22 protein-coding genes are annotated in these 24,167 nt (G+C 66.2%); 12 read left to right on the top strand and 10 right to left on the bottom strand.

Annotated features, from left to right (window positions below):
* Positions 1-609: 609 nt before the first annotated feature.
* The 3 genes from ILT46_RS10855 to ILT46_RS10865 all read left to right on the top strand — a co-directional run bounded on the left by ILT46_RS10855 (position 610) and on the right by ILT46_RS10865 (position 2,116).
* Complete coding sequence (locus ILT46_RS10855) at positions 610-1,152, top strand: recombinase family protein (RefSeq protein WP_199504672.1); 543 nt, start codon at positions 610-612, stop codon at positions 1,150-1,152.
* A 153-nt stretch (positions 1,153-1,305) separates the two neighbouring features.
* The gene (locus tag ILT46_RS10860) at positions 1,306-1,755 is read left to right on the top strand and encodes a hypothetical protein (protein WP_199504673.1); all 450 of its coding nucleotides are present in this window, start codon (positions 1,306-1,308) and stop codon (positions 1,753-1,755) included.
* A gap of 139 nt (positions 1,756-1,894) precedes the next feature.
* Positions 1,895-2,116: a hypothetical protein gene (locus ILT46_RS10865; protein WP_199504674.1), complete on the top strand. Its 222-nt coding sequence runs from the start codon at positions 1,895-1,897 to the stop codon at positions 2,114-2,116.
* Positions 2,117-2,285: 169 nt separating this feature from the next.
* Here the strand turns inward: ILT46_RS10865 and ILT46_RS10870 are convergent, their stop codons facing one another.
* The 3 genes from ILT46_RS10870 to ILT46_RS10880 are packed head-to-tail and all read right to left on the bottom strand — an operon-like array spanning position 2,286 to position 6,252.
* A complete protein-coding gene (locus tag ILT46_RS10870) occupies positions 2,286-3,905 on the bottom strand; it encodes an acyl-CoA dehydrogenase family protein (protein WP_199504675.1) in 1,620 nt (539 codons plus the stop codon).
* The gene (locus tag ILT46_RS10875; RefSeq protein ID WP_199504676.1) at positions 3,902-5,119 is read right to left on the bottom strand and encodes an acetyl-CoA C-acetyltransferase; all 1,218 of its coding nucleotides are present in this window, start codon (positions 5,117-5,119) and stop codon (positions 3,902-3,904) included. Before ILT46_RS10875 ends, ILT46_RS10870 begins: the two co-directional genes overlap by 4 nt.
* Positions 5,120-5,172: 53 nt before the next feature.
* The gene (locus ILT46_RS10880; protein ID WP_370592425.1) at positions 5,173-6,252 is read right to left on the bottom strand and encodes a S66 peptidase family protein; all 1,080 of its coding nucleotides are present in this window, start codon (positions 6,250-6,252) and stop codon (positions 5,173-5,175) included.
* 94 nt (positions 6,253-6,346) lie between these two features.
* Here ILT46_RS10880 and ILT46_RS10885 point away from each other — a divergent pair, with 94 nt between their 5' ends.
* Together ILT46_RS10885 and ILT46_RS10890 are read left to right on the top strand one after the other, a co-directional pair.
* Positions 6,347-7,501, top strand: coding sequence for an acyl-CoA dehydrogenase family protein (locus ILT46_RS10885; protein WP_199504677.1), 1,155 nt, complete (start codon positions 6,347-6,349; stop codon positions 7,499-7,501).
* Positions 7,501-8,409 (top strand): acyl-CoA dehydrogenase family protein, encoded by a 909-nt coding sequence (locus ILT46_RS10890; protein ID WP_199504678.1) that lies wholly within the window; start codon positions 7,501-7,503, stop codon positions 8,407-8,409. The genes ILT46_RS10885 and ILT46_RS10890 overlap by 1 nt, the downstream gene beginning before the upstream one ends.
* Before the next feature lie 24 nt (positions 8,410-8,433).
* Here ILT46_RS10890 and ILT46_RS10895 read toward each other — a convergent pair whose 3' ends face one another.
* Positions 8,434-9,705, bottom strand: a complete 1,272-nt coding sequence (locus tag ILT46_RS10895; protein WP_199504679.1) for an acetyl-CoA C-acetyltransferase — start codon at positions 9,703-9,705, stop codon at positions 8,434-8,436.
* Positions 9,706-9,799: 94 nt separating this feature from the next.
* Between ILT46_RS10895 and ILT46_RS10900 the strand changes: the two genes are divergently transcribed.
* On the top strand, positions 9,800-10,561 hold the full coding sequence (locus ILT46_RS10900; RefSeq protein WP_199504680.1) for a crotonase/enoyl-CoA hydratase family protein: 762 nt from the start codon (positions 9,800-9,802) through the stop codon (positions 10,559-10,561).
* A 1-nt stretch (position 10,562) separates the two neighbouring features.
* A complete protein-coding gene (locus tag ILT46_RS10905) occupies positions 10,563-11,711 on the top strand; it encodes a CaiB/BaiF CoA transferase family protein (RefSeq protein ID WP_199504681.1) in 1,149 nt (382 codons plus the stop codon).
* A gap of 94 nt (positions 11,712-11,805) precedes the next feature.
* On the opposite strand, the gene ILT46_RS10910 is transcribed toward ILT46_RS10905, so the two are convergent.
* Complete coding sequence (locus ILT46_RS10910; protein WP_199504682.1) at positions 11,806-12,681, bottom strand: alpha/beta fold hydrolase; 876 nt, start codon at positions 12,679-12,681, stop codon at positions 11,806-11,808.
* A gap of 83 nt (positions 12,682-12,764) precedes the next feature.
* Here ILT46_RS10910 and ILT46_RS10915 point away from each other — a divergent pair, with 83 nt between their 5' ends.
* A complete protein-coding gene (locus ILT46_RS10915) occupies positions 12,765-13,928 on the top strand; it encodes an acyl-CoA dehydrogenase family protein (RefSeq protein ID WP_199504683.1) in 1,164 nt (387 codons plus the stop codon).
* A gap of 11 nt (positions 13,929-13,939) precedes the next feature.
* A complete protein-coding gene (locus ILT46_RS10920) occupies positions 13,940-14,392 on the top strand; it encodes a MaoC family dehydratase (RefSeq protein WP_199504684.1) in 453 nt (150 codons plus the stop codon).
* On the opposite strand, the gene ligD is transcribed toward ILT46_RS10920, so the two are convergent.
* Entirely contained in the window at positions 14,389-16,923 is a 2,535-nt protein-coding gene (ligD, locus tag ILT46_RS10925) for a DNA ligase D (RefSeq protein WP_199504685.1), read from the bottom strand. The genes ILT46_RS10920 and ligD overlap by 4 nt on opposite strands.
* The gene (ku, locus tag ILT46_RS10930; RefSeq protein WP_199504686.1) at positions 16,923-17,837 is read right to left on the bottom strand and encodes a non-homologous end joining protein Ku; all 915 of its coding nucleotides are present in this window, start codon (positions 17,835-17,837) and stop codon (positions 16,923-16,925) included. The genes ligD and ku overlap by 1 nt, the downstream gene beginning before the upstream one ends.
* A gap of 132 nt (positions 17,838-17,969) precedes the next feature.
* Between ku and ftsH the strand changes: the two genes are divergently transcribed.
* Together ftsH and ILT46_RS10940 are read left to right on the top strand one after the other, a co-directional pair.
* Positions 17,970-19,919 (top strand): ATP-dependent zinc metalloprotease FtsH, encoded by a 1,950-nt coding sequence (gene ftsH, locus ILT46_RS10935; RefSeq protein WP_233397202.1) that lies wholly within the window; start codon positions 17,970-17,972, stop codon positions 19,917-19,919.
* The gene (locus ILT46_RS10940; RefSeq protein WP_199504687.1) at positions 19,888-20,358 is read left to right on the top strand and encodes a hypothetical protein; all 471 of its coding nucleotides are present in this window, start codon (positions 19,888-19,890) and stop codon (positions 20,356-20,358) included. The genes ftsH and ILT46_RS10940 overlap by 32 nt, the downstream gene beginning before the upstream one ends.
* A 146-nt stretch (positions 20,359-20,504) precedes the next feature.
* On the opposite strand, the gene ILT46_RS10945 is transcribed toward ILT46_RS10940, so the two are convergent.
* The 3 genes from ILT46_RS10945 to rpoZ form a co-directional block, all read right to left on the bottom strand.
* On the bottom strand, positions 20,505-21,569 hold the full coding sequence (locus tag ILT46_RS10945) for a DUF3667 domain-containing protein (protein ID WP_199504688.1): 1,065 nt from the start codon (positions 21,567-21,569) through the stop codon (positions 20,505-20,507).
* A 34-nt stretch (positions 21,570-21,603) separates the two neighbouring features.
* Positions 21,604-22,338, bottom strand: a complete 735-nt coding sequence (locus ILT46_RS10950; RefSeq protein WP_199504689.1) for a ParA family protein — start codon at positions 22,336-22,338, stop codon at positions 21,604-21,606.
* A gap of 141 nt (positions 22,339-22,479) precedes the next feature.
* On the bottom strand, positions 22,480-22,824 hold the full coding sequence (gene rpoZ / locus ILT46_RS10955) for a DNA-directed RNA polymerase subunit omega (RefSeq protein ID WP_199504690.1): 345 nt from the start codon (positions 22,822-22,824) through the stop codon (positions 22,480-22,482).
* Positions 22,825-22,941: 117 nt separating this feature from the next.
* Between rpoZ and ILT46_RS10960 the strand changes: the two genes are divergently transcribed.
* Positions 22,942-24,147, top strand: a complete 1,206-nt coding sequence (locus ILT46_RS10960; protein ID WP_199504691.1) for a phospholipase D-like domain-containing protein — start codon at positions 22,942-22,944, stop codon at positions 24,145-24,147.
* The last annotated feature ends 20 nt before the right edge of the window (positions 24,148-24,167 follow it).

The raw sequence follows: 24,167 nt of genomic DNA on the forward strand, positions 1-24,167 counted from the left end.
CAAATGTTCTGACGACGGACAGCCGAGAGTCCTTTTTCCCTGAATTATCCTCCGCCCATCTGTTTCGAAGCGTCCGATTGAATGCTCTAAGAGAGATAAGGATTAGGTCGGACACAAAGACTGGTCGCGACGGGTTGGGGCGACAGGGCGCTTGCGCCCGGTTCCTGCGCCAGCAGGAAGTCGAGCCGATCCGAGCGAACCAGCGGCAAGCCCGTCAGGGCTGGCCAATGCTATCGTGGCAATGGGGGTCACCATGGGATGATGGACGGCGGGCTCACCGGTCTCGCTGCGCGATCCCGTCTCACCCTTCGCAACTGGTTCGAAGCCGCGACATCGAGATGTCCCGCCTTCGCCCAGTTGGCATGTTGAACTTGCAGATGGCGCGAGGAATCGAGTGCTGTCGTCCTCGGTCCCTCACCCTCCCTGTGACGATCTGGGGCGCAGCCCCGATAGATGGGCCGTGGACGGGAATGTCATCCATGCGTCCATATGGGTAAACCCGCACTGGTCACCTGCGGTGACACGGAATAGCTGTCTCATTGAAATAGTTCGACAAAATATGAGGCGTGTGAGAATCGAGGTCTAAGCTCAAACGAGACAGGAGACCCGATGCTGGTAGGTTACGCGCGCTGTTCGTCATCCTCGCAATCGCTCGACATCCAGCTTGATCATCTGGGCAAGGCCGGGTGCGAGAAGGTCTTCGCCGAGAAGGTCTCGGGACGCTCGACCAAGGATCGGATCGAACTGGCGCAGGCGATGGACTTCGTGCGGGAAGGCGACACGCTGGTGGTGACCCGGCTCGATCGTCTGGCAAGGTCGGTGGGCGATCTTCACCGGATCATCGAGAAGCTGACCGAGAAGAAGGTCGCGTTCCAGTGCTTGAACCAGTCGGGTGTCGATACCGATAGCTCGACCGGGAAACTCATGATGTCCATCCTCGGAGCCGTTGCTCAGTTCGAAAATGACATCCGGCGAGAAAGACAGGCCGAAGGAATCGCCAAGGCAAAGGCAGACGGACGCTACAAGGGACGCAAGGCCACCATCGATCCTGCCCGCGTGAAGGAGCTTCACAGCACCGGGCTCGGCCCAGCAGCTATCGCACGCGAGATGGGGATCGCTCGGGCAAGCGTCTATCGAGCGTTGTCGGCATAATGAAGCCGAACTGGATTTTGGCCGGTGAAAAAATCCGTTGGGGGTGCGAAAAAACCGTTTGACTATCCAAACTGGATAGGTCAAATCAGGTGTTGAGGGGCCAAACGGCAATTTGGCCCCTCAAATGGAAAACCCAAACACGGAGTCAAAACCATGCTTATCGTGCTTACCAAGGAAGACTTTAACTCGTTCTCCCCTTCAACGCGAGCAGAATTGCTCGCCTCCCTGTCGTCGAAGCCCAAGGCGGTCCCCGGCGAATTACCGGTCGGCTTCGACGAGGACGACTTCGAAGATGTCATCGATCTCGCGCCCGACCAGATCGATGAGTTCATGGCTGGCTGCTCTGACGAGACGATCGCGGGCCTCAAGGTCTTCGCCGAGCACGGGCCGGTAATCCACGCCAAGCTGCTCGATGACGCCGGGATCGAGAACTACGGTCACTTCCAAGGTCGGGTGACCAAGCGCACCCGCACGGTGACCGGGGATAAGGAAGCCTATCTGTTCGCGTGGGATGACTGGCACAGTGCGGAGGATGGCATTGGTCAGTATGCCGTGACGCCGACGACCTTCCGCTCGCTCCGGGCTTACTTCAAGCTCGACTGACCGGCATTACCGATGACGAGAAGGGCGGTCCCGAGGGGCCGCCCTTTTTGTATGCGCGGTGCATCGCGGTGGACCCCAAAACCCCGGGAGTTGGGAATCGTCTGATGGTAAAAGGCGGACATCAAAACAGGAGAAATGAATGCCCGATCCCACCCTCATCGTCGCCGTCATCGGAGTGGTCTTTGCCGGTATCTACACCATAGCTGCCGTGGCCAGCTTGATCATCCTGCACCGCCGCACACCGAAGCTTCCCGAACCCCCGATCACGCCGGTCTGCACGACTATCCTCGGCGTCGATATGCACGGTCATGTCCACGATCTTCCCGGCCACTCACGCACTAACCTACGGCACACCGCTTGACGCCACACCAATCTGTGCAACGCTGATCTGATGACCAATGAAGACGCACCCGACATCGCCAAGGTTGACCGTCAACCTTCATCATCCGACCCTGACGGTTCGGGTGCTCTTCTGGGCACCACCCTGCAGCAGATCAGGTCCGGTCGGGGCTCGCCGGTGGCGGGGCCGGTCAATCGCGACGGCCGACCAGACCCTTGGCGATTACCTGCGCCTGGATTTCCGCCGCCCCTTCGAAGATGTTGAGGATGCGCGCGTCGCACAGCACGCGGCTGATCTCGAATTCGAGGGCATAGCCATTGCCGCCATGCACCTGGAGCGCGGCATCGGCATTGCTCCACGCGGTGCGCGCGGCGAGCAGCTTGGCCATGCCGGCCTCGATATCGCAGCGCCGGCCCGCATCCTTGGCCCGCGCGGCGGCATAGGTCAGCTCGCGCGCCAGCACGATATCGACCATGCTCATCGCCAACTTGTCGGAAACGCGCGGGAAAGCCAGGATCGGCTGGCCGAACTGGCGGCGCGCCTGGGCGTAATCCAGCCCCAGCTCGAGCGCCCGGCGCGCCACACCGACAGCGCGCGCGGCGGTCTGGATGCGCGCCCCTTCAAAGGTCTGCATCAGCTGTTTGAAGCCCTTGCCTTGCTCGCCGCCGAGCAGCGCGTCTGCCGGGGCGGTCATGCCGTCAAAGGACAGCGCATATTCGCGCATTCCGCGATAGCCCAGCACCTCGATCTCACTCCCTGCCATTCCGGCGGCCGGGAAGGGATCAGCCTCGGTGCCGCGCGGCTTGGGAACGAGCAGCATCGACAGGCCGGCATAACCGGCGGCGTCGGGCAGCGTGCGGGCGAGCATGGTCATCAGGTCCGAGCGGCTGGCATGGGTGATCCAGGTCTTGGCGCCGTGGATTTCCCAACTTCCGTCAGCGCGCTCACGGGCACGGGTTTCGAGCGCGCCAAGGTCGGAGCCGGTGTCAGGTTCGGTGAACACCGCCGTCGGCAGCACCGCACCGCTGGCGATCAGGGGCAGCCAGCGCGACTGCTGTGCCGGGGTGCCGCCCAGCACGATCAGCTCGCCGGCGATTTCGGATCTTGTGCCGAGCGATCCGGCGCCGATCCAGCCGCGCGACAGTTCCTCGGTCACCACGCACATCACCAGCTTGCCGAGGCCAAGCCCGCCATGCACCTCGGGAATGCACACGCCGAAGGTGCCGAGATCCGCCATCGCCTGCACCACCGCATCGGGGATCAACGCGTTGGCGAGGTGCCAGCCATGCGCGTGGGGCAGGATTTCGGCGTCGGTGAAGCGGCGGAATTGCTCGCGGATCGCGTCGAGGTCGGCATCACCGAAACTCTCGGACGGCCATTGTCCGGCAGCCAGCGCAGCGGTCAATTCGGCACGCAGGGCTGCGTAATCGGCATTGACAATTGCCGCCGAGGCGTCGCGTAAATGCGCGGCAGCATCGGTGAGGTCGAGATCGGCCGGGCGCAGCAGCTCGTTCTGACCCATCGGCAGACCGCCGATGAGCTGCCCCAGCGTTTCGGCATAAGCGAGCGTGGTGACGAGCGCGTCCACCGGGTTCGCGCCGCCGCCGGCTGCGGCCCACTGGTGCACCGCTTCGAGGGCAGCCACCGCTGTTGCGATCCAGGCAAAGCCATGCACCGCGCGCTGCTGCTGGGCCATCGGCGCTGTTGCAAGGCGCTGCTCGAGTGCCGACAGCGCGGCGCTGCGATAGTCGCGCGCCGCCTCCAGCGCGTGAGCACGCTGCGCCGCATCAATCGTGGCGCCAGCCGTCATGCCGCGCGTTCGAACATGGCAGCAATCCCCTGGCCGCCGCCAATGCACATGGTTTCAAGGCCGTAACGCGCCTCGCGCCGCTGCATTTCGCGGGTCAGATTGGCGAGGATCCGTCCTCCCGTCGCGCCGATCGGATGCCCCAGCGAAATGCCCGAGCCGTTGACATTGAGAATGTCGTGGCGGCTGTCATCCTCCGACCAGCCCCAGCCCTTGAGCACCGCGAGCACTTGCGGGGCGAAGGCTTCGTTCAGCTCGACCACGCCGATATCGTCCCAGCCAAGCCCGCTGCGGGCGAACAATCGCTCGACCGCCGGTACCGGTCCGATTCCCATCCGGCTCGGCTCGCACCCGGCGGCGGCCCAGGAATGGAACCAGGCGATGGGGCTGAGGCCGAGCTCCTCCAGCCGGTCTTCCGCCACGACCAGGCAGGCGGCGGCGGCATCGTTCTGCTGGCTGGCATTGCCCGCCGTCACCACCCCGCCCTCGAGCGGGCGCAGCGCGCCGAGCGTTTCCATGCTGGCATCGGCGCGGTAGCCTTCGTCATGGGCGAAGATCACCGGATCGCCCTTGCGCTGCGGCACGGCGACGGGGACCAGTTCGTCATCGAACCGCCCGGCTGCCCAGGCGGCGGCGGCGCACTGATGGCTGCGCACGGCATAGGCGTCCGCCGCCTCGCGGGTGATGCCGTAATCGCGGGCGCAGTTTTCGGCTGTTTCGATCATCCCGCTGATCACCCCGAAACGCGCCGGGGGCTGCGACATCAGCCGCCCGCGTGTCAGCCGGTCGTGCAGTTCGAGGCTGCCCGCGCGCACCCCTTTCCGGAGCCGGGTGGTGTAATGTTCGACATTCGACATACTCTCGACGCCCCCGGCGACGACGATGTCCGACGCGCCGGTCTGCACCATCATCGCCGCATCGATCACCGCCTGCAGGCCGGAACCGCAACGCCGGTCAAGCTGATAGCCGGGCACTTCAATCGGGTAGCCGGCCGCGAGCCATGCCCAGCGCCCGATCGCCGGGGCCTCGGCATTGCCGTACCCTTGGGCGAACACCACGTCATCGACCCGGGCGGGATCGATCCCGGTGCGTTCGATCAGCGCGCGGATGACGGTCGCGGCCAGATCGCCCGCCTGGACATCGGCCAGCGCGCCGCCGAATTTGCCGACAGCAGTGCGGAGCGGGGCGACGATGGCGGCGCGGCGGAGCTGGGTCATGAGCGGGACGGTCCTTTCAGCATCAGGCGGCTTATCGAGCGCCATCGGCGCGTTCAATCGCTGCCAATACGGCGCACGATCGGTGCGAGGGGGCGGATCGTGCCGGCATCCGCATCCATCTCCACCAACGCGCCCGAAGGCAGCGACAGCTGGTCGCGGACGTGGCCGATATTGGCGCCGGTGAACACCGGCACGCCGAGCGGGGCGAGATGCTGGCGAAGTATGTCGTCCAGCGCGAAGCCGGTGCCCGGCGTCGGCGGGGTCGGTGCGGTACAGCGGCTGCATTGGCCGAATACCACCCCGGCCACGCGACCCAGCGCGCCGGCGAGCGCCAGCTGGGTCAGCATCCGGTCGATGCGGTATTCTTCTTCCCCGACATCTTCGAGGAACAGGATCGCGCCGGCGAAATCGGGCAGGTAGGGGCTGCCGCCCAGCGCGGTCAGCACGGTCAGATTGCCGCCCAGCAGCCTGCCGGTCGCGCGGCCCGGGGTGATCGTGGTGATCCCCCCGGTCACCGGCCCGTCGGGCGCAGTGGGCATGCGGCCCGCCAGCGCGACACCTGCCGGCCCGAGCAGCGGCGTGGCGCCGGCAAAGGCGAGATACCACAGGCTCTCCCAGCTCGTGCGCGGCCAGCTATTGGCGGCATTGGGCGCGTGGAGCGTGGGAAAGCCGGCGCGCGCGGCGAAAGCGAGGTGAAGCGCGGTGATGTCGGAATAGCCGATCAGCAGCTTGGGATGGCGGCGGATACTCTCCCAATCGAGCAGCGGCAGCAGCCGCGCGCAGCCCCATCCGCCGCGAATGGCGAACAGCGCCTTCACCTCCGGATCGGCATAGAAGGCGTTGATGTCCAAGGCGCGCTGGGAATCGGTGCCCGCGAGATAGCCGAATTGCTCGCCCACGAACTGCCCCATGCGCGGCACAAGGCCCATGCCAGCGATGGTATGGCGCACCCGTTCGAGCCGCTCGGCCCCGCCACTGGCGCCGGCAGGTGCGATGATCCCGACCATGTCGCCGGGAGACAGCGCGGGCGGCAGACGCGTGTCGGTTCGGGGGCGGGCGTGGAGCGTCAGCGGGGCGAGCGCCGCACCCGCTGCCAACGTCAGCGCCCCCAATGCCTCCCGCCGGTCGATCACCGCCACGCTCCCTCACCCACCTTCGCGCTGGACTTGGAGCATGGCCAGCCGATAGGCGCAAGGCCGGTCACGGGCAGCAGGGGCGCACACAGCGATGTTCGAAAGCTTCGGCTGGGCGCGCCTGCCCGATAGCGACGCGGATCTGCGCGAGAGGGTGCGCGCGGTGGTGCGCGAGCAGATCGCGGACCTGCCGCCTGACCGCCGGGCGCGCTCGTGGATGGGGTTCGATGCTACCTTCAGCCGGCGGCTGGGCACGGCCGGATTGCTCGGTCTGACGCTGCCGGCCGAATATGGCGGGCAGGGGCGCGGCGCCTTTGCGCGTTTCGCGGTGGTCGAGGAATTGCTGGCGGTCGGCGCGCCGGTTGCGGCGCACTGGATCGCCGACCGGCAGAGCGCGCCGCTGATCCTTCATTACGGCACCGAGGCGCAAAAGGCGCGCCATCTGCCGGCGATCTGCCGGGGCGAGCAACTGTTCTGCATCGGCATGAGCGAGCCGGAAGCGGGCTCGGACCTTGCCGCCGTTCGCAGCCGCGCGGAGCGGGACGGGGTGGGCGGGTGGCGGCTCAGCGGCCAGAAAATCTGGACCACCGGGGCGCAGCATTTCGATTACATGATCGCGCTGGTCCGCACCTCCGGCAGCGCGGACGACCGGCAGCGCGGCCTGTCGCAGCTGATCGTCGATCTGAAGGCTCCCGGCGTCACCATTCGCCCGATTGCCGACCTCACCGGCGATGAACATTTCTGCGAGGTGTTTTTCGAAGATGTGGCGCTTGGACCCGATGCGCTGATCGGCGAAGAGGGCGCGGGCTGGGCGCAGGTCACCGCCGAACTGGCTTTCGAACGCAGCGGGCCGGAGCGGATCTATTCGAGCGTTGTGCTGCTCGATGCCTGGATCGCCCATCTGCGCGCCGCCGGGCGCAGCGATGATGCCGCGCTGGCGCTGGTCGGCGAGCTGACCGCGCGGATGGCTGCTTTGCGGACGATGTCGATCGCCTGCACCGCGCGGCTGGCGGAAGGCGACAGCCCGGTGGTCGAGGCCTCGCTGGTCAAGGATCTCGGCACACGGTTCGAACAGGATGTGCCGCGCGTTATCGCCGACGCTCTCGCAGGCCATAAGGGCGAGGCGGTGGCGCCCGAATTGCTCCGCACGCTGGCCTATCTCACGCAAATCGCGCCAAGCTTTTCATTGCGCGGGGGCACGCGCGAGGTGCTGCGCGGGATCATTGCGCGCGGGCTGGGGCTACGCTGATGGACGTTGCCGAACTCGCCGCACCGTTCGAGCGGATGCTGGAAGAACTCTGCCCGCCGCCAGCGGTGCGCGCGGTCGAGGCGGGCGACACCGGCGCGGCGCAGGCGATGTGGGCAGGTTTTGCCGCATCGGGCTTTCTCGACGCGCTGGTGCCCGAGGCGCGAGGCGGTGCGGGGCTGGCGCTGGCGGACATCGCCCCGCTGCTGATCGCGCTCGGCCGCCATGCGGTGCCGCTGCCGGTTGGCCAGACGATGCTTGCGCGCGCCTGGCTGGACGCGCCGCCCGACGGACGCATCGCACTGGCGACACCGGAAGCGGGCATTTTCGGGGCCGAACCTTTCCGGCTGGTTGCCAATCACGTGCTGGTTGTGGATAGCGGCGGGCTCACGATCGAGAGCGCGCTTAGCGGCGCGCAGCTGCCACCCTCCGGCGCCGGGCCGCATCTCGCGGCGCTGATCGCGGCCGCAGCGATTGCCGGGGCGAGCGAGCGGGTGCTGGCGCTCGCGATCGATCACGCCAATACCCGCGTCCAGTTCGGCAAGCCGGTCGGCCGCCAGCAGGCGGTGCAGCATATGCTGGCGGTCATGGCCGAGCAGGTCGTCGCCGTGCGGCTGATGGTCGAGCAGGCCTGCGCGGTGCCGAACCTCGCCTCGTGTGCTGCGGCCAAGGCAGTGGCCAGCGCCGCCGCGGCGGACATGGCCGAAGCCGCCCACGCGGTGATCGGCGCAATAGGCATCAGCGCCGAGCACGACCTGCAGCTCTATACGCGCCGGCTGCACGCGATGCGGCTGGCGCATGGGTCGGAAAGCCATTGGCAGCGCGTGCTGGGGGCGCTGCGGCTGGCGAGCGATGCGCCCTGCGTGGACTGGCTGCGCGCGGAAATTTTTGCCGAGGTCGGCGCGCTCTGATCGGCGCGCCGGCGTGCGCCGCTATTATCCTTCGCTGAGACCGTCCACCCGCTCGACGATGATCGCCGGGGCCATTCCGCCCGCCGCGCACATGGTGACGAGGCCATAGCGACCGCCGGTCCGCTCCAGCTCGTCAACGATGGTGCCAATCAGCATCGCCCCGGTCGCGCCGATCGGATGGCCCAGGGCGATCGAGCCGCCATTGACGTTGACCTTGTCCCAATCGAGCCCGAGATCGCGGACGAACTTGGCCGCGACCACTGCGAACGCCTCGTTGATTTCCCACAGGTCGATATCCTCGACGCTCAGCCCGGCCTTCTCCAGCACGCGCTTTGCCGCCGGCACCGGCGCGTTCAGCATCAGCGTCGGGTCGTCGCCCATATTGGCGGTGGCGACGATCCGCGCGCGCGGCTTCAGCCCGTGTTCGCGCGCATAATCACCGCTGGTGATCAGCAGCGCCGCCGCCCCATCGACCACGCCCGACGAATTGCCGGCATGGTGGAAATGCTGGATTTCGAGATCGGGGTATTTCTGGTTCACCAGCCCGCGAAATGTGGTGCCGTCCTGGTCGAGCGGGACGTCGGCGATCTTGGTGAAGGCCGGCTGCAATTCGGCCAGCCCTTCGCGCGTGGTTTCGGGGCGCGGATATTCATCCTTGTCAAGGATGGTCGCGCCATCATCGCTCACCACCGGCACCAGCGATTTGGCAAAGCGCCCCTCGGCAATCGCCGCGGCGGCGCGCTGCTGGCTGCGATAGCCGACCTCGTCCAGCTCCTCGCGGGTGAATCCCTCCTTGCTGGCGATGGCATCGCCGCAAATGCCCTGATGCGATTGCGGATGCACCTTCTGCAGCCGCGCATTGCCCGACCCCATGCCGAGCGGCGGCTTGCCGCTGGCCATGTCCTCCTGCATCATCTGCGCGGTGAGGCTCATCATCTCGGTCCCGCCGGCGACGATGCAATCTTCCATCCCGCTCATCACCTGCGCCGCGGCGAGGTTGACCGTGGTGATGCCGCCGCCGCAGAACCGGTCGAGCGTCATGCCCGACGAGGTCACGTCATACCCCGCATCGAGCGCCGCCATCCGCCCCAGATCGCCGCCCTGCTTGCCGCGCTGGGTCGATACCGACCAGATCACATCATCGACCGTGCTGGTGTCGAGATTGTTGCGATCCTTGATCGCCTTGAGGACGGTGGCGGCGAGATGCTGCGGGTGGCTGGCGGCCAGCGCGCCCTTGCCGACCTTGCCGATGCCGCGCGGGGTGCGGACCGCGTCGATGATATATGCCTCTGCCATGCTCAATCCTCTCTGATGGGAATCGGGTTGACGTATGCGTAAGGCTTGGCCAGCAAGGGCACAATAGGTTGCAGATTGGGATTGGAGAGGCGCGATGACCGAAGAAGTGCAGACCCGCGAGGAAGACGGCGTCCTGATCGTCACGATCAACCGGCCCGAAGCCAAGAACGCGATGAACAAGGCCGCGGCCGAAGGGATCGCGGCGGCGATGGACCGGCTGGATGCGGAGGAAAATCTGCGCGTCGGCATCCTGACGGGGGCGGGCGGCACCTTCTGTTCGGGGATGGACCTCAAGGGCTTTCTGCGCGGCGAAAGCCCGCATATCGAAGGGCGCGGCTTTGGCGGGATCGTGCAGAAGCCGCCGGTCAAGCCGCTGATCGCCGCGGTCGAGGGCTATGCGCTGGCCGGCGGGCTCGAACTGATGATCGCCTGCGATCTGGTGGTCGCCAATGCCGGCGCGCAGTTCGGCATTCCCGAGGCGAAGCGCGGCCTCGTCGCCGCCGCCGGCGGGGTGATGATGCTGCCCGACCAGATCCCCGAACGGATCGCCATGGAACTGGCGCTGACCGGCGATTTCATCACGGCCCAGCGCGCTTACGAGCTGGGCCTGATCAACCGGGTGGTCGATGGCCCGGCGCTCGACGGTGCGCTGGAACTCGCCCGCCGGATTGCCGAAAACGGTCCGTTGGCGGTGCGTATCTCCAAGCAGATCATGAAGGAATCGCGCGGCTGGCCGATGGGCGAACGCTATGACCGGCAAACGCAGCTGATCCTGCCGGTGTTCGCTTCGGCCGATGCCCGCGAAGGCGCGGCCGCCTTTGCCGAGAAGCGCAAGCCGAACTGGACGGGCAAGTAAGATGGCGGGCCCGCTCGCTGGCCTCAGGATCGTCGAATTTGCCGGCATCGGGCCGGGTCCGTTCTGCGGGATGATGCTGGCCGATCACGGCGCGGAGGTGATCCGGGTGGACCGCGCCAGCGGCGGGCGCGGCGGCTCGCAGCCGGTCTCGCCCAAGGATGTTCTGGCGCGCGGGCGCAAGTCGGTCGCCATTGACCTCAAAAGCGCCGAGGGCGTTGCGCTGGCGCGGCGGCTGGCGGCGAGCGCCGACGGCATCATCGAAGGCTTCCGCCCAGGCGTGATGGAGCGGCTGGGGCTGGGGCCCGACGAACTGCTCGGCGACAATCCCAAGCTGGTCTATGGCCGGATGACCGGTTGGGGCCAGACCGGCCCTTACGCACCCTATGCCGGGCATGACATCAATTACATCGCGCTCGCTGGCGCGCTGGCGCATTTCGGCCGCGCAGGCGGGAAGCCGACACCGCCGATCAACATGGTCGGCGATTTCGGCGGCGGCGGGATGATGCTCGCTTTCGGGATGGTTTCGGCGCTGCTCCATGTCGCGCGCGGCGGCGACGGGCAGGTGATCGACGCGGCGATGACCGATGGCACCGCGGTGCTGATGGCGATGATCCACGGCATGGCCAATATGGGCATCTGGGGCGAGGGGCTGGGCACCAATATGCTCGATACCGGCGCGCATTTCTACGACACCTATGAAACCGCCGACGGCAAGTTCGTCAGCATCGGCAGTATCGAGCCGCAATTCTATGCCGAGCTGCGCCGCATCGCCGGGCTGGCCGACGATCCCGCCTTCGACGCGCAGCACGACCGCGGCCAGTGGCCGGCGCTGAAAGAGAAGCTTACCGCGCTGTTCAAGACCAGAACCCGCGCCGAATGGGACGCGGCGATGGAGCATACCGATATCTGCTATGCCCCGGTGCTGACCATGCGCGAGGCGGCGGCCCATCCGCACAACCAGGCGCGCGGCACCTTCGTCGAGGTCGCCGGCGACACGCAGCCCGCCCCCGCGCCGCGCTATTCGCGAACCGCCACAGCCACGCCCGCGCCGGCCCCGATGCCGGGCGCCGACAGCGATGCGTTGCTCGCCTCGCTGGGGATGGGCACGGAAGAAATCGCGACACTGCGCGAGGCTGGTACGGTGGGGTGAGTCGATACGCGGAAGCCTTGTGGCTCACGCGCAGACCGCCCAGAACATCAAGCTTCCAGATAATCGCCCCGTACTTGACATATGGCTTGGCTGATCAACCAATAAACGCGCCCGCCTCCGCCACAAAATCGTCGAACCGGTCGTGATGGACCCAGTGGCCGGCGCGGTCATATTCGCTCGTCTTGGCATTGGCGCCGAAATGCGCCAGCTGGCCATCGCGCATGGGGTTGCCGGCCCAGCTGTCGGCGCCATTGATCAGCAGCGTCGGGCAGGTGATCCGCGCCCATAGCTCGTGCAGTTGCGCGCGGGTCAGGTCGTCGGGTGGCCAGGCGTGGAGGTGGGGGTCGAACTTCCAGCTCCAGGTGCCGTCCTCGTTGCGGATCGCGCCGTTCAGCGTCAGATGACGCGCCTGCTCGCGGCTGAGGTAGGAATTGGCCTCGTGCATCCGGTCGAGCGCCTCGTCGAAATTGGCATAGCGTTTGGGCGTCCGGGCCGAGGCTTCGCGTTTCTTGTCGATCCAGTCACGCCAATGCTGGTGGAACGGCTTGGCCGCCAACTCCGCCTCGTATTTGGGGCCGGGGCCGAGCCCTTCGATGACCACCAGCTTGCGGACATTGTCGGGATAGAGCCCGGCATAGCGCAAGGTGACATTGCCGCCCATCGAATGGGCGATGATGGTTACGGGTGCGAGGCCCAGCTGATGGATCAGCTGCGCCAGATCGTAGACATAGCCCGCCATCGGATAATGGCCGTTTTCGTTCCACCCGCTATCGCCATGGCCGCGCAGATCGGGGCAGATGACGTGCCAGTCGCGGCGCAGCGCCTCGGCGGTCCAGTCCCAGCTGCGGCAATGGTCACGCCCGCCATGCAGCAGGATCAGCGGCGGCGCATCGCCATTGCCCCAATCGGCATAATGCAGCCTTGTGCGCTGCGAGATGAAGCTTTGCGAGGTCGGGCCGATCAGCTCCATCATTCTCTCCGGCAGATTGCGTTGCGGATCGCTACCGAGATGATACGGTGGGGGGCAAGCGATAATCAACCGGAGAGCCCTTCATGCCCGTGATCGACGTTCCCCAGCCCGCCTTCATGGATGACGAGGAGATCGCGATCTATGCCGATGCGGTGGGCAAGTTCTTCGCCCAGCACGCGCCGGAGAAACGGGTGCTCGCCTGGCGCGAGGCGGGGCAGGTCGAACGCGAATTCTGGCGCGAGGCCGGCGCGGCGGGGCTGCTCGGCGTGTCGGTGCCCGCCGAATATGGCGGGCATGGCGGCGATTTCCGGCATGACATGGTGGTGCTCGACCAGCAGGCCAAGCACGAGGTGGAAGGCTTCGCGTCGAGCCTACACAACGTCATCATCCTGCCTTACGTGGTCCGCCACGGCACCGAAGAACAGAAGAAGAAATGGCTGCCGCGCCTCGTCTCGGGCGATCTGGTCAGCGCCATCGCGATGAGCGAGCCGGGTGTCGGCAGCGATCTCCAGAACATCACCACCACCGCGCTCAAGGATGGCAATGGCTATCGGCTGAACGGATCGAAAACCTTTATCTCGAACGGCGCGACAGCGGACTTCATCATCGTCGTCGCCAAGACCGATCCCAACGAAGGCGCCAAGGGGATCAGCCTGATGTGCCTCGAGACAGAGGGCGCCGAAGGCTTTCAGCGCGGCAAGAAGCTCGACAAGATCGGGCTCGACGCGCAGGACACCTCGGAATTGTTCTTCGACGATGTGTTCGTGCCGGCGGAAAACGTGCTCGGCGGGGTCGAGGGGCGCGGCTTCTATCAGCTGATGGGCGAATTGCCGCAGGAACGGCTGGTGATCGCGATGGGCGCGATGGCGGGGATCGAGAAGGCGCTCGACACCACGCTCGACTATGTCAAGCAGCGCAAGGCGTTCGGCAAGACGATCTGGGATTTCCAGAATACGCAATTCGTGCTGGCCGACCTCAAGGCCAAGGGCACCGCCGCGCGCATCTTCATCAACGATTGCATCGCGAAGCTGCTCAAGGGCGAGCTTGACGTGACCACCGCCAGCATGGCCAAATATTGGGTCACCGAATTGCAGAGCGAGGTGGTCGACAAGTGCCTGCAATTCCACGGCGGCTGGGGTTACATCAACGATTACCCGATCGCCCGGATGTACCGCGACAGCCGCATCAGCCGGATCTATGGCGGATCGAACGAGATCATGAAGATGCTCATCGCGCGGGCGATGTGAGAGGCGCGGCCGTGGGCGGAAAGTATTTCGACGAGTGGCAATTGGGCGAGCGGATCGAACACGCGATCCGCCGCACGGTGACAGAGACTGACAATCTGCTGTTTTCGACCATGACGCATAATCCGCAGCCCTTGCATCTTGATGCCGAGGCGGCGGCGGCGAGCGAGTTCGGGCAGATCCTCGTCAACGGCACCTTCACCTTTGCGCTGATGGTCGGGGTGTCGGTGGGGGACACCACGCTGGGGACGCTGGTTGCCAATCTCGGTTATGACAAGGTGGTGATGCCCGCGCCGGTGTTCATCGGCGATACGCTGCGCGCCTCGACCGCAATCGCGGAATTGCGCCCCTCGCGCTCGCGGCCCGATGCGGGAATCGTGACCTTCCGTCACGAGCTCCACAACCAGCGCGGCGAACTGGTGTGCCGCTGCGAACGCTCGGCTTTGGTGAAGAAGCGCCCGACCTAGAGGTCGGGCAATGTCTGGTCGGCAAAGCCCCATCCGGTCAGCGATTTAGAAGAAGCCCGCGTCAGCAGACGCTTGGCGTCGCCGATGTTGAACGGGTGGGCGTTGTCCATGTCCTTCAGTTCGCCCCAGGCAATCGGCACCGCCACCGGCGCCCCTTCGCGGGCGCGCGCGGAATAGGGCAGCACCGCCGTGCTGCCGCGCTGGTTGCGCAGCCAGTCGATAAAGATGCGCCCGACGCGCTTGGCCTTGCTCATCGTGGCGACAAAACGGTCAGGTTCGGCGAGGCTCAACGCCTCGGCGAAGCGGCGCGCAAAATCCTTGTGCGCTTCCCATGAATGGCCGGGCGTCAGCGGCACCACCACGTGCACGCCTTTGCCGCCCGACAGCATCGGGAAGCTGACCAGCCCGAGGTCCGCCAGCCGGTCGGAAATGTCCACCGCCGCGCGCTTCACATCGGCGAAATCGAGCCCTTCGTCGGGGTCGAGGTCGAACACCATCCGGTCGGGCAGTTCGACATCGTTCGATCGCGCACCCCAGCCGTGGAATTCGATGGTGCCCATCTGCACGCATTGCAGCAGGCCGCGGGTATCCTCAACGAAGATATAATCTTCCGACCCGCCGTCCTTTTCCCGAATGGCAATCTGGTGAACGCCGTCGCCAAACGCGCCGCTATCGTGCTTCTGGAAGAAGCATTTCTTCCCCCGACCCTGCGGGCAGCGCACCAGGCTGATCGGACGGCGCCCGGCAAAATGCAGCATCACCGGCGCGATGGCGGCGTAATAGTCGGCCAGCTCGCCCTTGGTCTGGCCGGTTTCAGGGAAGATCACCCGCTCGCGGCTGGAGATCGCTACGTCGGCCTCCTCCGGCGCGGCGACGGGGGCTTCCGGCGACACATCGGCCGCGCGCTTGTCCCCGCGCAGGCCGAGGAAGCTGCCATGGCGGACATTGCCGTCGCCGGTAAACTCCGCAAATGCGACTTCCGCCACCAGTTCCGGCGCCAGCCAGGTGACACCGCGTGCCGCCGTGCGTGACACCTCCGCCGCCGGCATGTCCTGTTCGAGCGGCTTCATCGCGGCGGCGACGCTGGCCATGGTCTCCTGCGTGAATCCGGTGCCGACATTGCCCTTGTAAACCAGCGCACCGCCTTCATGCTGGGCGAGCAGCAGCGAGGCGAAGGGCCGCCCACGCGCGGTGGAGGCCTTGTAGCCGATGATGACGAATTCCTGCCGGCGAGTGCACTTGACCTTCACCCAGGCTTTGCCGCGCCGCCCGGAATATTTGGCGTCGATGCGCTTGGAAATGATCCCTTCCTGACCCGCGCCGCACATCGCGGCATAGAGCCTCTCGCCCGCGCCGATCACGTGATCCGCGACATGGATCGGCGGCGCGGCATTAGCGAGCAGCGCCTCCAGCCGTTCCTTGCGCTCGATATTGGGCAGCGCGGTCAGGTCTTCGCCGTCTGCCTCCAGCAGGTCAAAGGCGTGGAACTGCAGCGCATCGCCCGCTTTCTGCGCGCCATGTCCGCGTTTGAGCATCCCTTGCAGCGTTGAAAAGCTGGGGCTACCATCATCGCCCGCCGCGACGATCTCGCCATCAATCAGCGCGGGCGGCAGATCGAGCGCCGCAAATTCCGCCACGAGCGGGGCGAACTTGTCAGTCCAGTCCTGCCCTGTGCGGGTATAGACGCGCACCTCCGCGCCCGAGGCCGCGATCAGCGCGCGGTATCCGTCGAACTTGATCTCGTGCATCCAGCCATTGCCCACCGGCACGCTGTCAACCAGCGTGGCGAGCTGCGGCTGGCGGAAAGACGGCGGCTTGCTGCCGGCCTTGCTGCGGCGCCGAGCCGGCGCGCGGGCCTTGGCGTTGCGCTTGGCAGCCTTGGTCATCTCCGCGGTGAAGGCATCGCGGTTCTTGCCCGCCAGCGCATAGGTGCCGGCGGTATCGGCGGCGATTTCGGCCATTGTCCGCCCGGTCAGCACGCTCGTCAGTTCGCGCTCGACCAGCGGATCGCCCTCGGCCGCAAACTCGTCCTTGATCTTGCGCAGCAGCCAGTTCTCGCGCTTTTCGCCGGGGCGCGGTTTCAGGCGGATCAGCAGCCACTCACCCTTCATCCGCTCGCCGTGGAGGATGAAATGCAGGTGTCCTTCCTCAATCGTGTCGGCGCTCTTGCCGGGGATCGGCTCCCACGTGCCGCGATCCCACAGCATCACCGTACCGCCGCCATATTCGGCCTTGGGGATGACGCCTTCGAACTCCGCATAGGCCAGCGGGTGATCCTCGGTACGGACCGACAGGCGCTTGATCTCGGGATCAGGCGAGGGACCCTTGGTCACCGCCCAGCTTTTGAGCACGCCACCGGCTTCCAAGCGCAAATCCCAGTGGAGCCGCGTCGCATCGTGCTTCTGGACGATGAACAGATTGCCGCTGTCGCTGCGGGCGGCCTTGCCCGCGGGTTCGCGCGTGCGGCCGAAATCCCGCTTGGCGTTATAGGCGGCCAGCGGGTCTGTCTGCGGCGTGGCTGCTTTCGCCATCAGGCGCTCTTGCGGCGCCGGGAGGGCGTGGTGGCGGACTTGTCGGCTGCCCCCTTCTTCGCCGCCGGCTTTTTGGCTGCGGCTGCTTTGCCTTCGCTTTTTGTCGCAGGTTTGCCACTGGCCGCTTTGCCAACCGACTTCTTGAGCGCGGCCATCAGGTCGATCACGTTCGAACCGCCGCGCCCGCCGGCGTCGCCATTATCTTCGATGGCGAGCTGGCCGCCCTTGGCCTTGGCCTTCTGCTCGATCAGTTCGCGCAGCGCGATGCCGTAGCGATCGGTGAATTCCTTGGCATCGAACGGCGCGGTCTTCTGGTCGATGAGCGTGGTTGCCAGGTCGAGCAGTTCCTTCGGCGGGGTCATGTCGTCGATTTCGGTGAAGAAGCTGTGCCCGGCGCGCACCTCGTCGGCATAGCGCAGCGTTTCGAGCAGCAGCCCTTTGCCGCAGGGCTTTATCGCCACCAGCTTTTCGCCGCCGCGCACCGCGAGCTGGCCGATTGCAACCTTCTTCGCCTGCCGCAATGCATCGCGCAGCACGATGAACGCTTCTTCCGCGAGATCGTCCTTGGGGACGACGTAATAGGGCTTTTCGTAGTAGAGCGGGTCGATCTCGCAGCTATCGACGAACTGGACCAATTCGAGCGTCTTCTTGCTTTCGAGCTTCACCGCATCGAGCTCGGCATCCTCGAGCAGGACGTAATTGCCCTTCGAGATTTCGTAGCCCCGGATGATATCGTCGCGGTCTACCGGGCCGATCCCGGGTACGACCTTTTCATACGATACGCGCTTCCCCGTGGGCTCATGTATCTGATTGAACTGGACGCGCGCGCCGGATTTGGTCGCGCTGAAAATCTCCACCGGGATCGACACCAGCGCCAGCCTGATCTGCCCCTGCCAATACGCCCTTGCTGCCATCACTGCCTCCCCTGTGCGCCGAGTCAGCGCGCCGGGTACGATTCGGTTCCGCCAGTTAGGGTTGATTAGCTTGTCATTCACCCGCGCTCTCCTACATTCTCCCCACCCCCCAATGCGAGGAACTGCCGGATCATGAGCGAGGACAAGGAGCCCAAGGCCCCCAATCCCTGGATGAAGAGCCTGATGGTGTGGGGCGGGGTGTTTCTCGCGCTGCTTCTGATGGTGTCGATGTTCGGCGGCGGGGCGCAGACCCCGGCGGCCTCGATCCCCTATTCCGATTTCCGCGCCAAGGTGGCCGAAGGTGCCGTGCAGGAAGTGCGTATCGCGCCCGACCGCATCAGCGGCACGATGAAGAATGACGAGGCCTTCACCACCGTGCCGATCGGCAACGATACGGGTCTGCCCGATCTGTTGCAGGAAAACGGCGTGCGCTATTCGGGGCAGGCGGCCGAGCAGCCCAATGTGCTGATGTATATCCTGATCCAGTCGCTGCCGTTCCTGCTGATTCTGGGCATCGCCTTCTTCGCCCTGCGCCAGATGCAGAAAGGCGGCGGCGCGGGCGGGGCGATGGGGTTCGGCAAGTCCAAGGCCAAGCTGCTGACCGAAAAGCAGGGCCGCGTAACCTTTGACGATGTCGCCGGCATCGACGAAGCGCGCGAGGAATTGCAGGAAATTGTCGAATTCCTGCGCGATCCCAGCCGCTTTGCCAAACTCGGCGGGCAGATTCCCAAGGGCGCGCTGCTGGTCGGTTCGCCCGGCACCGGCAAGACGCTGCTCGCCCGCGCCATCGCGGGTGAAGCGGGCGTGCCGTTTTTCACCATCTCGGGTTCGGACTTCGTCGAGATGTTCGTCGGCGTCGGCGCCAGCCGCGTGCGCGATATGTTCGAACAGGCGAAGAAGAACGCGCCGTGCATCGTGTTCATCGACGAAATCGACGCGGTCGGCCGCCATCGCGGCCACGGCCTCGGCAATTCGAATGACGAGCGCGAGCAGACGCTGAACCAGCTGCTGGTCGAAATGGACGGGTTCGAGGCGAACGAAGGCATCATCATCATCGCCGCCACCAACCGGCCCGACGTGCTCGATCCGGCGCTGCTGCGGCCCGGCCGGTTCGATCGCCAGGTGGTGGTGCCGATCCCCGATGTCGACGGGCGCGAGAAGATCCTCGGCGTGCACATGAAGAAGGTGCCGCTGGCGCCCGACGTCAACGCCCGCACGATCGCCCGCGGCACCCCCGGCTTTTCGGGCGCGGACCTCGCCAACCTCGTCAACGAGGCTGCGCTGCTGGCGGCGCGACGCAACAAGCGGCTGGTCGCCAACCAGGAATTCGAGGACGCCAAGGACAAGGTAATGATGGGCGCCGAACGGCGCAGCATGGTGATGACCGAGGATGAAAAGAAGATGACCGCCTATCACGAGGCGGGCCATGCGCTGGTCAGCATGAACGAGCCGGCATCGGACCCGATCCACAAGGCAACGATCATCCCGCGCGGCCGCGCGCTGGGCATGGTGATGCGCCTGCCCGAGCGCGACAACTATTCGTACCACCGCGACAAGATGCACGCCGACCTTGCTGTCAGCATGGGGGGCCGCGTGGCCGAAGAGATCATCTTCGGGCACGACAAGGTATCGAGCGGGGCCAGTTCCGACATCCAGTACGCCACCAGCCTCGCGCGCAACATGGTCACCAAATGGGGCATGAGCGACAAGCTGGGGCCGCTCCAGTACGAAGAGCAGCAGGAAGGCTATCTCGGCATGGGCGGGCGCGCCCGGACCATGGGCAGCGACGAGACCAACAAGCTGATCGACAGCGAGATCAAGGCCCTGGTCGATGGTGCCCACGCCCGCGCGACCGAGGTGCTGAAGGGACAGGAGGACAAGCTCCATCTACTCGCCCAGGCGATGCTCGAATACGAGACGCTGAACGGCGAGGAAATCAAGCAGCTGCTGGCTGACGGCAAGCTCGACCGGCCCGACGAGCCGAGCGGCCCAGCGGTGGTGCGCCCGGTGACTGGATCGTCGATCCCGCGCGCGGGCAAGCGGTTTCGCGGTGAAGGCGACGCTGCCCCGCAAGGTGCCTGATAACGCGGCGCCGGTCATGCGCCATACAGGCAGCGCCCGTCAGATCGCGGGAGCTTTCCTGAACGGACCTCGTATGACCTGTCGCCTGGCTCTTTTCGCGCTGGCGCTGGCCCTGCCGCTGGCCGCGCTCGCCCCGCCGGCGCTGGCCGCGCCTGGTGACATGAGCGTCGCGACCTTCCTTGAGAAAGCCAATGGGCTCAAACGGCGTGGGCCGCTGGCGCTGGTTCATGCCGATTACCGCTTATTGCGGTCCGAAGCGGGGCGGGCGCGCGTCTCTACCGGGGGCGCCTCGCCGCTGACCGCGCGGCCGGCCGCGCGCCGCATTCCTGCCCACCGCCGCGCGAGCAGATTGGCCAGAACGAATTTCTCGGCCATTTCGAAAGCTATCCCGCCGCCCAGCGCCCGCGCGTCACCGTCACGCAGGCCTTTGCCGACCTGATGCGCCGCCGCTATCCCTGTCGGTGACGGGGAGTTTCGTGCTCAAGGTCCCCGCGCCGTGCCTGGAAGGCGCCTGACCCCGCGCCTTGGCAACGCCATTCGATTACCGGATGGTTGCGGACCGCGCGTGGAGCGCCGGCAGCGGGGTCAGCTCATCACCAGCGCGACCATCGCCAGCCCGAAGAGCACCAGCACGGCGACGATCACCGCCAGCAGCGCCGCTGTGCGCCACAAGGCACCTGCGCGGGTCAGCCCATAGGCGCCGCGTAGATGGCGATAGAGGTGGAACGGGGCATACAGCGCAGGGATGGCCACCAGCGCGCTCAGCCCGGCGGCATAAAGCAGGCTCGCCGCCACTACCAGCATGGTCATGAACGCTATCGAATAGGTGACGAACACCAGATGGTCGTACATTCGGAACCGGCGGCTGAACGGGAACAGCGCCCACATGAAAGGCAGGCTTAACGGGATCAGCAGCCAGCTGAACTTGTAGGCGTTGGTCTGCAATTTGTAGATCAGCAGGCCGGGATTTGCCTTGGCCTTGCGCCACGCGTTGCTGACCATGCCATATAGCGAACCGCTCGCGCTCTGATCGCCTGCAAAATCGAGCGCGGCGGCGACCGGGTCCTCGCTCGCGGCAATCCGACGCATCGCGTGGCGGTCCGCGCGGGCTTCGGCAAGGTCCGCTTCGATTTTAGCCGTCGATGCCGCTTGCGCAACCGCAGCGTTCCGCTGCCGTTCGAGCGTGGCAATCTCCCGCTCGAGGCTAGCGACACCGGCCTCGGCATCAGCAGCAACCCTTTCCGGCGCCATTGTCCGCAGATGGGTTCCGCCAGCGGCGTTGAACAGCGCAAAGCTGACGAACACGGTGAACAGGAACAATGCGACGGGCGAGATATAGCGGGCGCGCTTGCCGTCGATGTAATCGCGGGTCAGTTGCCCGGGACGGCGCGCGAGCAGCGGCAAGGTTCGCCACAATTTGCCATCGAAATGGAGCACGCCGTGCACCAGATCGTGCAGGAAGCCGCCGATCGTGCGGTGGAGATGCGCCTTCTGCCCGCATTGCGCGCAGTAGTCACCGGTGAGCGGCGCCGCGCAATTGGCGCAGTTTCCGGCGTTGGCGGGCCGCGCATGGCCGGTTGCCGGTTCGACGGCGCCGGCCAGCAACGCCCCGCTTGCCGCATCGCCAGCAAGCTCACTCATATCGCTCATTCACGCGCCCTCCGCCGCGGCGCCATAGCGCGGGTCAGCGCCGTTCGGCCAGCCGCCGTTCGATGGCCGCCCACAATTGGGCAAAGGCGCGGCCAGCGGCGCTGCGCGGGGCAAAGGCGCCAACCGGCTGGCGGCGCACCGCGCATTGTTCGACCGTGCTGGCGAGCGGGACGACCGGCCAATCGGGGTTGGCCGCGGCGAAATCGCGGTGCAGCGCGCGCCGCCGGTCGAGCATGGTGATGACCGGCAGCAGGGTCGGCGCATGGCCCTCTTCCGCGCCGATGGCTGCCCGGGCATGATCTAGCGCGCGGACGGATAGCGGCGAGGGCGGCAGGGGAACGATCACCAGGTCTGCCGCGCGGATCACCTGCGCCGCCAATTCGCCCAACACGGGCGGGCAATCGAGCACGATCCGGTCATAATCCTTGCCCAGGCCGGCAGTCAGCTTGGCCAGCCGCTTGCGCTTGCCGATGGTGGCAAGCTGGCTGTCGAGCGCGCGGATGCTTTCATCGGCGGGCAGCAGGTCGAGCCGGGGATAGGCGGTGCGGCGGATCAGCTTGGCCGGGTCACGGCTCTTGTCGAACACGGCGCCGGCATCCTTGCCCGCTTTCGCCTCTATTTCGAACAGGAAGCCCGCCCCGCCGGCCGGGTCGAGATCCCACAGCAATGTCCGCCGGCACGAAATGGTCGCCGCGCACCAGGCGAGGTTGGCGGCCAGCGTGGTCTTGCCGACGCCGCCCTTGGCCGAATGGATCGCGATTACCGCCATGGCGCCGCTTGTGGCGCGGGAAGGGCGCTGCGCGCAAGCCCCCGGCGTCGTGGTAACATCGCGGTCAGATGCGTGTCGCAAACAAAAGGCCCGCCGCGGCGGTGCCGGGCGGGCCTGTTGTGTTGAATGACGGGCAGCCGATCAGCCGTCGTAATCGCCGCCGACCGAATTGGAGCGGGCGGGTGCGGCAGCGGTGATCCGCAACGCTTCGGCCGACTGACTGAGGCTGCCGATTTCATCCGCCTCGTCCTCTTCATCGGGAAGGATGCGCTGCAACCCGCTCACGATTGCTTCGCCCAGTTCGCCCGGACGGACGGTCTGCTCGGCGATCTCGCGCAGGGCAACGACGGGGTTCTTGTCGCGGTCGCGGTCGATGGTCAGCTCGCTACCCCCCGAAATCTCGCGCGCGCGCTGGGCGGCGAGCAGGACGAGGTCGAAACGGTTGGGAACCTTGTCGACGCAATCTTCGACGGTAACGCGCGCCATCCGGCACTCCATAGATACGGTTGCTGCGGGAAAGCGCGCACCCTAGCGGCAGGCGGGCGAGCAGTCAAGGAAATCGCGCGGTTGCTGGCGGCGGCGCGGGCAGGCAAATTGGCGGCGATGGAACCCGCCGATCCCGCCTGCACTCAGCCTGCCGCGGCGCCGGTAGCGGCGGCAGGTTTCACCGAGCCCCCCGCCTTCACCGCGGAGGCGCATGGCAACCGGCTGACCTTCCTTGCGAGGGGCGCGGAACGACTGGCCGCACTGCTCGACCTGATCGCGGGGGCCAGGGCGAGCCTCCATCTGTGCTTCTATATCTACGCCCGCGACGAGGCGGGTGCACAGGTGCGCGACGCGCTGGTCGCTGCGGCGCGGCGCGGGGTTGAGGTTCGCGTGCTGGTCGACGGGTTCGGGGCCGATGCACGCGAGGCGTTCTTCGCCGATTTGCTGCAGGCGGGAGGCGCCTTTGCGGTGTTTTCCGATCGCTGGTCGCGCCGTTACCTGGTGCGCAATCACCAGAAGATGGTCATCGCCGACGGTGCGCGGGCGATGATCGGCGGATTCAATGTCGAGGAATCCTATTTCGCCGACCGTCCGAACGAAAGGTGGACCGATCTTGGCATCGTGATCGAAGGGCCGGTGGCAGCAGCCATCGATCGGTGGTTTGATCAGCTAAAGACCTGGTCCGCCGCAGAACATCAACGGTGGCGACTGATTCGCCGGATGCTGCGCGATTGGGATCCGGGTGACGGGCCGGTGCAGGTGCTGCTGGGCGGGCCCAGGCGGCTGCGGCGCGGCTGGGCGCGCACTGTCGCGCGCGACCTTATCAGGGCCAGCCGGCTCGATCTGATGATGGCCTATTTCACCCCGCCGCCCCGCCTGCTGCACCGGATCGCGGCGGTCGAGAAACGCGGCAAAGCGCGGCTGGTGCTGGCCGGCAAGTCGGACAATGGCGCGACCATCGGGGCCAGTCGCTCGCTTTATACCTATCTCCTCAAGCGCGGGGTGGCGATCTGGGAATTCGGCGCCTGCAAGCTGCACACGAAGCTGATCGTGGTCGATGATGTCTGCTATTTCGGCAGCGCCAATTTCGACATGCGCAGCCTGCTGATCAATCTCGAACTGATGGTGCGGATCGAGGATGCGGCGCTGGCTGCACAGCTGCGCGCCTTTATCGACGGGCACCTTGCGGGGGCGGAGGCGATCACGCCGGCGCTCCATCGCCAGCACGCGACCTGGTTCAACCGGCTGCGCTGGGGGGCGAGCTGGGCGCTGGTCGGTGTGGTCGATTACACGGTGACGCGGCGGCTTAATCTCGGCCAGTGACGGGCTCGGCCAGTGACGCC

This window comes from Qipengyuania sp. YIM B01966 (genome assembly GCF_016461955.1).
GTDB lineage: Bacteria > Pseudomonadota > Alphaproteobacteria > Sphingomonadales > Sphingomonadaceae > QFOP01.